We start from the raw sequence: 12,052 nt of genomic DNA, 5'->3' as shown, positions 1-12,052 counted from the left end.
CACCCGCCCGGCCGAGGCGGGCGCGGCGCCGGCGCGCGTGGTGGCGCTGCCGGAGTCCTCGAACACGGTGACGCCGGCGCGCGTGGTGCGGCTGCCGGCCTCGGCGACGTAGTCGGGCGCCGGCGCGCCGTCCTCGACCGGCTCGTACACGACCGCGTCGGTGACGGAGAAGCCCTGCGCCTGCTGGATGTCGCGCAGCCGCAACGCGAACTCGCCCGCGCTGGCGACGAGCCGCTCGCGCACCCGCGGGTCCTTCGTCATCGCGGCGCGCAGCAGCCGGTCCAGCTCCGCGGGCACGTCACCCCTACTGATCGGGGGTACGGGCATGGTCAGGATGCGCTCGCGCAGCGCCTGCTCGTTCGTCGGACCCGGCGCCCGGAACGGCGGGGCGCCGGTGACCAGCTCGTACAGCGTCGTGGCCAGGCCGTACACGTCCGAGGCCGGGCTGGTCTCGCCGGACGTGACCGTCTCGGGCGCGGCGTAGTGCGGGGAGAACCACTTGGCCTGCTCGGCGACCTCGTGCGCCGAGATGGCGGCGATCCCGAAGTCGCTGAGCTTCGGCGCGCCGTCGGCGGCGATGAGCAGGTTGCCCGGCTTGAGGTCGCGGTGCAGGATGCCGGCCAGGTGCGCGGTCTCCAGCGCGGCGGCGATCTGCACGCCGACGCGCAGCACCTCGGGCACCCGGATGGTGCTGTCGCGGCGCACCTTCGCGGCGTAGCTGCCCCGCTCGCAGTACTCCATGATGATGCACGGACGGTTGTCGACGATCTCGACGGAGTGCACCGCCACGATGTGCGGGTGCTGGCCGCGGTGCGACAGGCGGCCCATCGCCCGCGCCTCCCGGATGAACTGCTCGCGCTCCTCCTCGGAGCTGTCCTCGCGGCGTAGCACCTTGACCGCCCGGCGCGCCTCGGTGATGTGCTGCCGGTAGAGGAACACGTCGGCGAAGCCCCCGGACCCGAGCAGGGACAGGAACTCGTAACCGGGAATATCCGGCGCCTGTGCCCCGCTCACACGGCCACCTCGCTCACTCGCTCACCTCGTAACGGATGGTCACCTCGCCGGCGAGGTCGATGACCCCGCCGGGCAGCAGCGGCACCGGCTGGCGCGGCTCCAGTTGGACCGGGTCGCCCACCGGGTTCAGCACCCGGGTGCCGTTCGTCGAGCCCAGGTCGACGACCTCGACGGTCCACTCCCGCACCCGGATCTCGGCGTGCAGGCGGGAGATGTTACCGCTCGCGCCGCGCGGCGCGATGAGCTCCGCGTCCAGCCCCGGCGCCCGAGGCTCGCGGCCGATCACGGTGACGGCGCGCGCGAGCGGCACGCTCTGCCCGGTCGACAGGCGCAGCGTGCCCAGCGTCGGGGCCGGGATGTCGACGGGCGCCTGCGTCTCGTCCAGCGGCGCCCGGCACATCCGGCAGGTCGCGTCGGCGGGCCGGTTCGGGTGCCCGGCGGGGCACATCACGGCACGCACGGTGCGCGTCGGGACCGACGTCGCGGCCGGCGCCACCGGGTCCGGCGGCGGCAGTACGTCGAGGGTCGGCTCGCGCGGGACCGTGTAGTTGTCGTGGTCACCCAGCCGGGGGCGGCCCGGCTCGAACGCCCAGGTCTGCGGTGCGGCGCCGGCCTGGGCGGCCGGCAGCTCGTCGGGCAGCCGGTCCATGATCCCGTCCGCGGGGCCGGGCGGCGGCGCCCACTCGCCGAGCGCGGGGCCGGCCGACCAGTTGGCCTCGGGACCGGCCGACCAGCCGGTGCCGCCCTGCGGCAGCACCCCGCCGGAGCCCGACCATGTCGGCTCCGCCGGCCGGCGCGCCCACGCGTGCTGCGACTCGTCCTCGGGCACGGACGCCGACTGCACCTGCGGGCCGAGCCAGATGTGGTCGGCCAGCGGCGCCGGCTCCGCGACGGACGCGGACGGTTGGGCCACCGCCGGCAACTCTCCGAGCAGCCCGTCCCCGCCCGCGACCGGGACCACCGGCACCGAGGCGACGGGCGCCGGCGCCACGGGGACGGGGGCCTGGGTCACGGGCACCGGGGTCACGGGCACCGGGGTCACGGGCACCGGAACCACCGGCTCGGCCGGCGCCGGCTCGGGCTGTGCGACCGGCTCCGGCACGGGCTCCACCACGGTGGCAGCCACCATCGGCAACGGGGACACCGGCGGCTCGACCACCGCAGGCGTGAACGGCACCGACGGCCGGGGCAGCGCCGGCGGCGCGGCGTCCGGGACCAGGTCGGGCCGCAGACGCGTCTCCATCAGGTCGTCCAACGGCCGCGGCGCCGGCCGCGGGCCACCGGCCGCCGTCTGCCTGAGGTCGCAGGACACGACCGCCGCGCGGGCGACGCCCACCACGAGCGGCAGGATCCCGCCCGTCGGGTCGTGGCGGTCGGGGCCGGCGAGCACGACGTGCCCGGTGTCGGTGAAGCCCCGCTCGAGCCAGGTCGTCACCCCCACTCCCGACACGTGCTCCCGGCTGCCGTCCGCGAGGTACGCGGTGGCCCCCACGCGACCGCGGACCAGCAGCGTCGCGTGCGTGCCGATCCAGCTCACGAGGCCGAAGTCGGGCAGGCCGGCCATCCCGTGGCGGGCGAACGTCTCGATCAGCTGCGGCAGCCCGGCGCCCTCCCGCACGACCGGCCACAGCGCCCGCACCAGCGCGGCGTCCGGCTCGGCGCCGACAAGCACGATGGTCCGGTCGCCCGCCACGACGGTGAGCCCGGTGCCGCTGTAGGTGACAGCATCGCCGGTCACCCCGCCACCTCCGCCGCGCTCCGTCGTAGCCTGCTCACATCACGCCGTCCGCGCCGCGCGGGTTGGTCGACGCGCCGGGGTCCACCTCGACGTGCGCGGTGCCGTCGACGTCGACCACCACGACCGTCACGTTGTCCCGGCCGCCCGCCTCGACGGCCGCCGCCACGAGCCGGTTGGCCGCGCCGTCCGGGGTGGCCTCGCCGGCCAGGAACTCACCGATCTCCGCGTCGTCGAGGTGCCCCGTCAGCCCGTCGGAGCACAGCACGAACCGCTCCCCCGGCACAGGGTGCAGCAGCCAGCAGTCGGCGACCGGCGCCGGCAGCGTGCCGAGCGCCCGGGTCACGACGTTGCGGCGCGGATGCACCGAGCGCTGGGCCTCGCCGACGATGCCCGCGTCGACGAGCTCCTGGATCTCGGAATGGTCGACCGTGAGCTGCTCCAGCTGCCCGCCGGCCCAGCGGTAGAGCCGGCTGTCGCCGATGTTGACGGCGCACCACCGCTGGCCGCCGGTCTCCTCCACGAGGACGAGCCCGACCAGCGTGGTGCCCATGCCGTTGCCGGAGCCGGCGGTTCGGGACGCGGCGAGGATGGCGTCGTTCGCGCGGGTCACCGCGTCGAGCACCGCTTCGGTCGTCGGCCCGTCGTCGCCGGCGAGCCGCGCGAACGCCTCGGCGGCCAGGCGGCCGGCCTCGTCGGCGCGGGCGCGGCCGCCCATGCCGTCGGCGACGGCGAAGACCGGCGGCTCGGCGACGAGGCTGTCCTCGTTGTTGTGGCGGACCCGACCGACGTCGGTAGCGGCCCCCCACCTGAGTGTCACCGTCACGGCACGCACCGCCTTGCTCATCGACCCCGGACGCGGTGCCGCCGACTCTAGCCGGTCGTGACACCCGCCGATGAACCGTCCTCCGCCAGCCGGACAACGGCCACGTCACGGTCACCCAACGCGATCGTCCCATCGCCGTCGCGGGTGCCGACGAGCACGTCGCCCGCCACGTCCCCGACCCGCACCGCGTCGTCGCAACGGCTCCCCGGGATCCCGGCGGCGCTGCTCCTGGTGGCGTGCGCACCGCTGCTTGTCGTGGGCTGGGTGGCGGTCCGGAGGCCATCGGACGGGCGAGATCGACTGATCCGTCGGCTTGGTCGTCGTCGATATAACTGAGGCGTGGTGATGAAGGAGACCCCGCCGTCGCGCGCGGGGCGGGACCTGCTGGTGTTCGCGGTCGCGTGCGCGGTCGCGATGGCACTGACGGGCGCGATATCGCTTACCGCCCTCACCGTGGACTGGGCGATCGTCGCGGCCACGCTGACCTGGACCGGCGCGATGCTCGCGGTGGTTCTGTTGCTGCGCTGGCGTAAGAACACGGTCCTGTTGACGGTGGCCTCCGTCGTGTCCTACTTCGTCGTGCTCACGCCGCTGTTCCTCGTGCCCAGTATGGTGTTGAGCCTGCGCGGCGTCGAGATGAACGCCACCGTCGTCGCGTCCGAGTACGCGCCCGGCGTCGGCCACGACGACCTGCTGTACTCCCTGACCGCCCCGGACGGGGCCGCCATCACCGGTCAACTGAGGGCGCCGAGTGGCTTCGCGGTGGGTGACAAGGTCGCCGTCGTCGTGGACGCCGACGGCCCGGTGCGCCCGATGCTGTCGTCGGAGGTGACCGGCGACGTGTGGTCGGATGTGTTCACGCTGCTCTTCTTCTACGCGGTTACGCTCCCGTTCGCGTGGCTCGCCATCGGACGCAGGCCCACGGACGACGCGTGAGGACGCCTCAACCGACGACGGCGCGCGCACCGCGTCCGGTCGCGGTGCCCACACAGGACAGCGTGCTCGGCGCGGTCACCCGCCTCGGTGAGCGGACCGTCGACGGGATCATCGTCATCATGGAGGTCCGCCTGCTCGACTCGGCGACCGGTACTCCGTGGTGGACACCGACCAGGCCGCCTGCACGGCGGTGTTCGTCGCCAACGACCAGATGGCGCTGGGCGTGCTGCACTGGACCGCCGCGAGCCCGAGCCCGGCACCACCCTCGTCCCACCCGGCTCGTGATCCGCAAGAGCACCGCCCCGCCCCCGCACCCCGTAACCGCCGCCCGCCACGCGCCGCGCGGCCCGCACACGCAGACGTGCCCGCCGCGCGCAGGCGCGGCGGGCACGGTTTCGAGCGGGTCCTAGCGGTCCGTGATGTGGACGAAGTCGCGCTCCGTCGCGCCCGTGTAGACCTGGCGGGGGCGGTTGATCTTGCTGGTCGGGTCCTCGATCATCTCGCGCCACTGGGCGATCCAGCCCGGCAGGCGGCCCAGAGCGAAGAGCACCGTGAACATCTTCGTCGGGAAGCCCATCGCTTTGTAGATGAGGCCCGTGTAGAAGTCGACGTTCGGGTACAGCTTGCGGGAGACGAAGAACTCGTCGCCGAGCGCGATCTCCTCCAGCTCCATGGCGAGGTCGAGCAGCGGGTCCGGCTTGTCCATGCGCTCGAGCACGTCGCGGGCCGCCTTCTTGACGATCGCCGCGCGCGGGTCGTAGTTCTTGTAGACCCGGTGGCCGAAGCCCATGAGCTTGACGCCCTGCTCCTTGCGCTTGACGCGCTCGACGAACGCCTTCACGTCGCCGCCGTCGGCCGCGATGCCGGCGAGCATCTCCAGCACGGCCTCGTTGGCGCCGCCGTGCAGCGGGCCGGACAGGGCGTGGATGCCGCTGGACACCGAGGCGTACAGGTTGGCGTGCGAGGAGCCGACCATGCGCACCGTCGACGTGGAGCAGTTCTGCTCGTGGTCGGCGTGCAGGATGAACAGCATGTCGAGCGCCTTGGCGACGACCGGGTCCACGGGGTACTCAATGGACGGCACGCCGAACGTCATGCGCAGGAAGTTCTCGACGTACCCCAGCGTGTTGTCGGGGTACATGGAGGGCTGCCCGATGGAGCGCTTGTACGCGTACGACGCGATGGTGGGCGCCTTGGCCAGCAGCCGGATCGTGGAGATCTCCACCTGCGCCGGGTCGAACGGGTCGAGGCTGTCCTGGTAGAAGGTGGACAGCGCGCTGACCGCCGAGGACAGCACCGGCATGGGGTGCGCGTCGTGGCGGAAGCCGTCGAAGAACCGGCGCATGTCCTCGTGCACCAGCGTGTGGATGTTGATCTGCTCGGTGAACGTGTCGAGCTGCGCGCGGGTGGGCAGCTCGCCGTAGATGAGCAGGTACGCGACCTCGAGGAACGACGACTGCTGCGCGAGCTGGTCGATCGGGTAGCCGCGGTAGCGCAAGATGCCCGCGTCCCCATCGATGTAGGTGATCGCCGACGCGCAGGACGACGTGTTCATGAAGCCCGGGTCGTACGTTACATACCCGGTCTCGCTGAGCACCTTGCCGATATCCAGGCCGTGCGCACCCTCGGTCGCCTCGTGCACCGGCAGGGGCAGCGGACCACCTGGGTAATCGAGCTTAACGTCCGCCATTAGCCCTCACTCCACCGCAGATCCTCTGTTTACAAGTTAATTTCACCGTAGTTTCTGGTCCCGGGGAAGTGCGCGGGCGGGCCAGGAGGTGAGTCGGAGATCACTGCGGACGGTCACGACCCACGACGTGACCCGCGTCACGCGGACCTCAACGTGCGCGGGAACGCAGGGCGTCAATGTCGTGTACGACCACTTTGAGCCTGCTTGTGGTTATCCAGCCCCGCGCGCGCAGTACGCCGAGCGCCTTGCTCACCGCCTCCCGGGACGCCCCGGTCCACCCCGCAAGTTCATCCTGCGACAGCGGCAGCGCGATCCGCAGGCCGTCGTCGCCCGTGGTCACGCCGAACCGCTCGGCCAGCTCGACGAGCCGGGCGGCCACGCGCCCCAACGTGTCATACGCGCCGAACTCGACGCGCTTGCGGTCGGCGTCGCGCAGCCGGGCGGACAGCATCCGCATGAGCAGGAACGCGACCCGCCCGTGCGCGTGCAGGTACGCCTCGAAGTCGGCGACGCTGACCGCCAGGCCGGTGATGGGCTCCAAGGCGGTGACGGTGGCCGACCGCGGCTCCCGGTCGATCGCGGACAGCTCCCCGACCAGGCTGCCCGGCCCGCGCACGGCGAGGACGACCTCCGTCCCGCCGGCCGTGTGTGAGGAGACCTTGACCCGCCCCGACAGGATCACGAGCACCCAGTCGGACTCCTCCGCCTCACGGAAGATCACCCGCCCCCGCGGCCACTGCCGCCGCCGCCCGCACGCCTCCAACGCCGCTGTCTCCGCCGCCGTCAACAGCCCCAGGAACTCACTCACAGAGCCACCACCACATGCGCGCGCACCGGCTGGCGCCGCCCCTTCACCAGCAGCTCCCCCAGCGGCCGCACGTCGGCGCCCGGGTCCAGTCGCTCCACTGTGGCGTGTCCGGCCACCACCTGGCCCGGCTCGGCCAGACCCTGCAGGCGCGCGGCGACGTTGACCGCGTCGCCCATCGCGTTGAACCCGCGCAGGCTCTCGCTGCCGATGTTGCCCACCAGCGCGGGCCCGGTGTTGATGCCCACCCGGAACCGGGGCCACCCCGGCTGACCGGCGGCGATGACGTCCACCGCGGCCTGCAGCGCCAGTCCGGCGCGCACCGCCCGTACCGCGTGGTCGTCCTGTCGGGCGGGCGCGTTGAACAGCGCGAGCAGCGCGTCCCCCACGAACTGCACGATCGTGCCGCCGTTGTCGAGCACGCACGGCACGGCCGCCCCGTGGTACCGGTTCAGCATCGCCACGATCTCGCCCGGCTCGACCCCCTCCGAGAACGTGGTGAACCCGCGCAGGTCCGCGAACAGCGCCGTCACCTCGACCACCGACCCGCCGAGGCGCGCCTGCTCCGGGTCCGCGAGCAGCGACGCCGCCACGTCCGGTGACAGGTAGCTGCGGAACAACGTGCCCAGCTCCGCGTACAGCCGCGCGTTCTCCAGCGCGATCGAGAGCTGGTCGGCGAGCGTGCGCAACAGCTCGGGACCGCCGTCGGCGGCGCTGTCCGCGCCGACCTCCAGCACCGCGGCCACCCGCCCTTTGACCATGAGGGGGTACGCCGTAGAGCGCGCCGATCGCACCGTCGCCCCGTCGGCGAACGCCGTCGCCGGATAGGTCCGGCCGCCCACGCTCGCGACCCCGTCCGTGACCGGTCCGATGTGGACATCGCCGAACCCGGGCCGCAACAGGTCGACGGCCGCCGCCAGGAACTCCGCCTCGCCCAGGCCCACCCGGGCCCGCTCCCCCACCGCGACCAGGGCGTTGAGGCGGCGGGCCTGCGCCCGCTCGGCGGCCAGCGCGGCCCCGGCGCGCTCCAGCACGGCGGTCTGGCCCTCGGTCAGCCCGAACTTCTCCGCCAGCCGCGCCGCGAAGCGGCGTTCGCCGGTCCGTTGCAGCGCCTGCACGTACTCCTCAAGGGCCTGGCCGTACTCGGCGCGGATACGCCGCGCGGTCTCGGCCAGCGTCACCGCGTCGAACAGCCCGCCGGCGGACCCTTCCCGGCGGTACTGGATGTAGGCGCTGTAGGCGACGAAGCCGAAGCCGGCCGTCAGCAGCAGGTGCCACTCCCACCAGGTCAGGTGCCACCGCGGCGCCAGCGTCACCGCCACCATGGCCTCGGCCAGCAGCGTGAACGCGGTGACGAGGCTGAGCAGCACGGCGGCCGGGCTGCGACGGTGCAGCAGGTAGTAACGCACCGCCGCGCCGACGAACGCGGCCGTGGCCGCGAACGCGACGCCCTCCAGCGCCGCCGGCAGCTCCCCCGGGCCGGGCCGTGCGAGCGCCCCGAGGCCGGCGAGCGACGCGACCGCCCAACCGGCCAGCAGCGCGGCGCCACCGCCCCACCACCACCAGCGGTAGCGCAGGATCCGCTCCCCCACGCGGTCGAGCGGCAGCGCGGAGGCCAACGCCAGGACGGCGGCGAGGGCGAGGCCGACGGGTTGGGCCATGTCGAACCCGGCGTTCGGCCCACGCACCAGCACCTGCGGGGTGGCCAGGGCGTGCAGCGCGAAGAAGCCGGCGCAGGCGAGGAACGCCAGCGACACCAGGAACAGCCGGGCGTCGCGGTGACGGTGCGCGGCCGCGCTCATCAGCGCGCCCAGCGCGAGGTTGCCCACGGCGACGACGAGGACCAGCCAGAAGTGGCTGTGGTTGTCGTGCCACCGCACGTCGAGGTCCGGCCGGGCGAGCAGCAGCCACAGGCCGGCCACCGGCATGGCCAGGTGCAGGAACCACACCAGCACCCGCGCCGGCTGCGCGGCCGGGGGAAGGTACGGCATCCGCACACCCTACGGACGCCCGGCCCTTCCGCGGCAGGGTCGCGTCGGCAGGTTGCCAGTTGCCGACTGTGTGGATTTCTACGCGGACGGCGGCCCCGTCCGGGGTTTGCATCGAGGTGGCAGGGCGCGCGCGGCGCGCACCGACCATCCAGGGAGACACCCATGAGAGGCAAGGGACCGCTCATCACGCTGATCGCCGGCGCGGTGGTCGCGGTGGTGCTGCTGGCACTGAGCGCCAACGCCGCGGGCCGGCGCGACGCGGCGAACTCCGCGGCCACCGGTGGGGACGGCATCGGCGTGGCGGCCACGACCGCCGCGACCGCGTCACCTACGGCCGCCGCCGGTTCGGGCGTGGCCCGGCCGTCCGGTTCCGGGGTCGCCAGCATCAGCCTCGCCTTCGCCGGCGACGTTCTCGGCGGCGACGCGAGCATCGCGCTGGCCGTCAAGGACGACCACGTCGTCGCCTACCTGTGCGACGGCGAGAAGACCGAGGCCTGGCTGCAGGGCACGTACACGCCGGCCGGGACGCTCAGTCTCAGCGGCCGCGGCGGCACGCTCACGGCGACGCAGTCCGGTGGCAAGGTCACCGGGACGGTCACCGCCGGCGGTCGCACGTGGCCGTTCACGGTCGGCAAGGTCGCCAAGCCGTCCGGCCTCTACCGGGCCGTCGCCGACGTCCGCGACGGGCGCGTCGTGGCCGGCTGGATCGTGCTGCCCGGCGGCCGCCAGGTCGGCATCGCGACGGTCGCCGGGGTCCCCGGCACGGCGCCGACCCTCGACGTGACCAGCGGCACCGCGACGCTCGACGGCACCCAACTGTCCGCCGCACCGGTCGAGGGAGGACCACTGTGAACACCGACCCGGAAGCGACCGACCCCGACGGCGTCCCGGCCCAGCCTGCGGCACCGGTCCGATCCGTGGCACCGGTCCGATCCGTGGCGCCGATCCGGGCCGCGGCGTCGGTGTCCTACCCGGCACACACCGGGCCGCCCACCGAGGCGGCGCCCGCGGTCGGCCCGGAGAGGACCGGCGCAGGCGCGTTGGGGCTGCTCGTCCCGTTCGTCGTCGGCGGGGCGGTGAGCCTGACGCTCGGCGTCTACGGTCGGCTGCACACGCCGACCGGCATCGCCGTCAACGTGGCCGGGTTCTCCAGCCCGCAGACCGTCAAGGTGTGGCTCGCGACCGGCGCGTTCGTGCTGGCGCTGGTGCAGTTGCTCTCGGCGCTGCTCATGTGGGGCCGGGTGCCGGGGGTGCGCGCCGTGCCGCGCGGCACGGCGGCGGTCCACCGCTGGTCGGGCCGGGCGGCGTTCCTCCTGGCCGTGCCCGTCGCGATCCACTGCCTGTACGCGCTCGGAGCGCAGGCCTACGACACCCGCGTGCTCGTGCACTCCCTGGTGGGCTGCCTGTTCTTCGGCGCGTTCGCCACGAAGATGCTCGCCCTGCCCCGCCGTAACCTGCCCGGCTGGGCGCTGCCTGTTCTCGGCGGCACGGTCTTCACGGCGCTCGTCGCGCTGTGGCTGACCTCGTCGCTGTGGTTCTTCACCACCGTCGGCGTGACCTTCTGAGAGGGAGCCAGCTCATGGACACATCGGACACCCGGGCGGGGACGTCCCGACGCAGCGTCCTCGCGGCGGCCGGCGGCCTAGGGATCGCCACGCTGGCCGGCTGCGCGACCTACGGTGACACGGGCGGCGGTGGGGTCGTGGACGCGCCCGGCCCGGGAGCGCCGGCCGGCGGAGCGACCGGGTCCCCCGGGACCGGCGGCACGGTGCTCGGGCCCGCCGACGCGGTGCCGGTCGGCGGCGGTCAGGTCTTCGGCGACCAGGGCGTCGTCGTGACCCGCCCGGCCGACGGGACCTACCTCGCGTTCACCGCCGTGTGCACGCATGCCGGCTGCCTGGTGGCCAACGTCAGCGGCGGCACCATCAACTGCACCTGCCACGGCAGCAAGTTCGACGCCACCACCGGCGCGGTCGTCAACCCGCCCGCGCCCCAGCCGCTACGGAAGCTGCGCGTCACGGTGGCGGACGGCCAACTCGTACTCCCCGGAAGTTGACCCTCGGGCAGCCGGAGACCGGATGCTGTGTCGGTGAGCGACGAACCACTGTTGAACATCGGCGGCTTCGCCCTGCTGACCGGGCTGACGGTCACCGCGCTGCGGCACTACGACGAGGTCGGGGTGCTGCGGCCGGCGTCCGTCGACCCGGTCACGGGCTACCGGCGCTACAGGCCCGGGCAGGTCGACCAGGGGCGGCTCATCGCCGCGCTGCGCCGGGTCGACCTGCCGGTCGAGGCGATGCGCGAGGCACTGGCCGGACCCGCCGGCCCGGCACCGGCACTCGACGCGCACCGGTCCCGGTTGACGGCACGGGTCGAGGAGCTCACACGCATGATCGAGGAGGTGGACCGCCACCTCGACCGGCTGACCGAGGGAGTTGCCGTGGCTTCGCTGAAGGGCTCCCGCATCGCCCAGGTGACGATCCGGGCCACCGACCATGCCGCGCTCGTGGCGTTCTACGAGGCGGCGTTCGACGCGACATACAACGCCGAGATCGGCTCATTCGAGTTCGGCACGTGGCCGGACGACGCGTTCTTCCTGCTCACGGTCGCCGACGCGGAGACGCATCCCGGCCCGGACGGACCTGCCCGCTTCGGGCTGCTCGTCGACGACCTGGACGCCGCGCACCGGCGGGCCCTGGCGGCCGGCGGCACCGAGATCTATCCGCCCGTGAAGCTGCGGTGGAAGCCACGGTCGTCCGGCGTCGGTGATCCGAGCGGCAACCACATCGACCTCTACCAGGGCTGACGTCCTATCCGATGTCGGGCGGCCCAACGACACCGGGGCCCTGTCCACTCGTTGATCAGGGTGACTGCTCCCTTTGGAGATCGCTGATGGACACATGTGAAACGTCTGGCTGCGCGTCGCGGCGCAGCGTGCTGGCGGCGACCGGCGCCCTCGGAATCGGCGCCCTCGGAATCGGCGCGCTGACCGGCGCCGCCCACGATGCCGGCTCGGCGGCGGCCGCCGCCCCCGCTGGCGGCAACGCGCCCGCCG

The 12,052-nt window shown here is 73.6% G+C and carries 12 protein-coding genes; 5 read left to right on the top strand and 7 right to left on the bottom strand.

The annotated features are described in order from the left end of the window. The 4 genes from ABD211_RS32085 to ABD211_RS32070 form a co-directional block, all read right to left on the bottom strand. The coding region (locus tag ABD211_RS32085) for a serine/threonine-protein kinase (RefSeq protein ID WP_344140131.1) at positions 1–1,014 on the bottom strand (1,014 nt) is incomplete at its 3' end. Between the two features lie 13 nt (positions 1,015–1,027). Next, entirely contained in the window at positions 1,028–2,752 is a 1,725-nt protein-coding gene (locus tag ABD211_RS32080; protein ID WP_344140129.1) for an FHA domain-containing protein, read from the bottom strand. A 34-nt stretch (positions 2,753–2,786) separates the two neighbouring features. Continuing rightward, positions 2,787–3,575, bottom strand: coding sequence for a PP2C family protein-serine/threonine phosphatase (locus ABD211_RS32075; RefSeq protein WP_344140127.1), 789 nt, complete (start codon positions 3,573–3,575; stop codon positions 2,787–2,789). A 47-nt stretch (positions 3,576–3,622) separates the two neighbouring features. Continuing rightward, positions 3,623–3,760 (bottom strand): hypothetical protein, encoded by a 138-nt coding sequence (locus ABD211_RS32070; protein ID WP_344140125.1) that lies wholly within the window; start codon positions 3,758–3,760, stop codon positions 3,623–3,625. Between the two features lie 160 nt (positions 3,761–3,920). Between ABD211_RS32070 and ABD211_RS32065 the strand changes: the two genes are divergently transcribed. Then, complete coding sequence (locus ABD211_RS32065) at positions 3,921–4,511, top strand: hypothetical protein (protein ID WP_344140123.1); 591 nt, start codon at positions 3,921–3,923, stop codon at positions 4,509–4,511. A 406-nt stretch (positions 4,512–4,917) separates the two neighbouring features. On the opposite strand, the gene ABD211_RS32060 is transcribed toward ABD211_RS32065, so the two are convergent. The 3 genes from ABD211_RS32060 to ABD211_RS32050 form a co-directional block, all read right to left on the bottom strand. After that, positions 4,918–6,201 carry a citrate synthase gene (locus ABD211_RS32060; RefSeq protein ID WP_344140121.1) on the bottom strand — a complete coding sequence of 428 codons (1,284 nt, stop codon included), beginning with the start codon at positions 6,199–6,201 and terminating at the stop codon, positions 4,918–4,920. A 148-nt stretch (positions 6,202–6,349) separates the two neighbouring features. Further along, positions 6,350–7,009: a Crp/Fnr family transcriptional regulator gene (locus tag ABD211_RS32055; RefSeq protein ID WP_425560577.1), complete on the bottom strand. Its 660-nt coding sequence runs from the start codon at positions 7,007–7,009 to the stop codon at positions 6,350–6,352. Next, positions 7,006–8,997, bottom strand: a complete 1,992-nt coding sequence (locus ABD211_RS32050; RefSeq protein ID WP_344140119.1) for an adenylate/guanylate cyclase domain-containing protein — start codon at positions 8,995–8,997, stop codon at positions 7,006–7,008. The genes ABD211_RS32055 and ABD211_RS32050 overlap by 4 nt, the downstream gene beginning before the upstream one ends. A gap of 162 nt (positions 8,998–9,159) precedes the next feature. On the opposite strand from ABD211_RS32050, the gene ABD211_RS32045 reads away from it, so the two are divergent. From ABD211_RS32045 to ABD211_RS32030, 4 genes are all read left to right on the top strand, one after another. Then, positions 9,160–9,849 carry a hypothetical protein gene (locus ABD211_RS32045; RefSeq protein ID WP_344140117.1) on the top strand — a complete coding sequence of 230 codons (690 nt, stop codon included), beginning with the start codon at positions 9,160–9,162 and terminating at the stop codon, positions 9,847–9,849. A 110-nt stretch (positions 9,850–9,959) separates the two neighbouring features. Further along, the gene (locus ABD211_RS32040; protein ID WP_425560578.1) at positions 9,960–10,562 is read left to right on the top strand and encodes a DUF6529 family protein; all 603 of its coding nucleotides are present in this window, start codon (positions 9,960–9,962) and stop codon (positions 10,560–10,562) included. 14 nt (positions 10,563–10,576) lie between these two features. After that, a complete protein-coding gene (locus ABD211_RS32035) occupies positions 10,577–11,053 on the top strand; it encodes a Rieske (2Fe-2S) protein (protein WP_344140115.1) in 477 nt (158 codons plus the stop codon). Between the two features lie 33 nt (positions 11,054–11,086). Continuing rightward, positions 11,087–11,803, top strand: coding sequence for a VOC family protein (locus ABD211_RS32030; protein ID WP_344140113.1), 717 nt, complete (start codon positions 11,087–11,089; stop codon positions 11,801–11,803). Positions 11,804–12,052: the final 249 nt, after the last annotated feature.

Origin of the sequence: Luedemannella flava, from assembly GCF_039528515.1 — a bacterium.
In the GTDB taxonomy this organism is placed as follows: Bacteria; Actinomycetota; Actinomycetes; order Mycobacteriales; family Micromonosporaceae; genus Luedemannella; species Luedemannella flava.
This window is presented reverse-complemented; position numbering and strand designations above follow the sequence as displayed.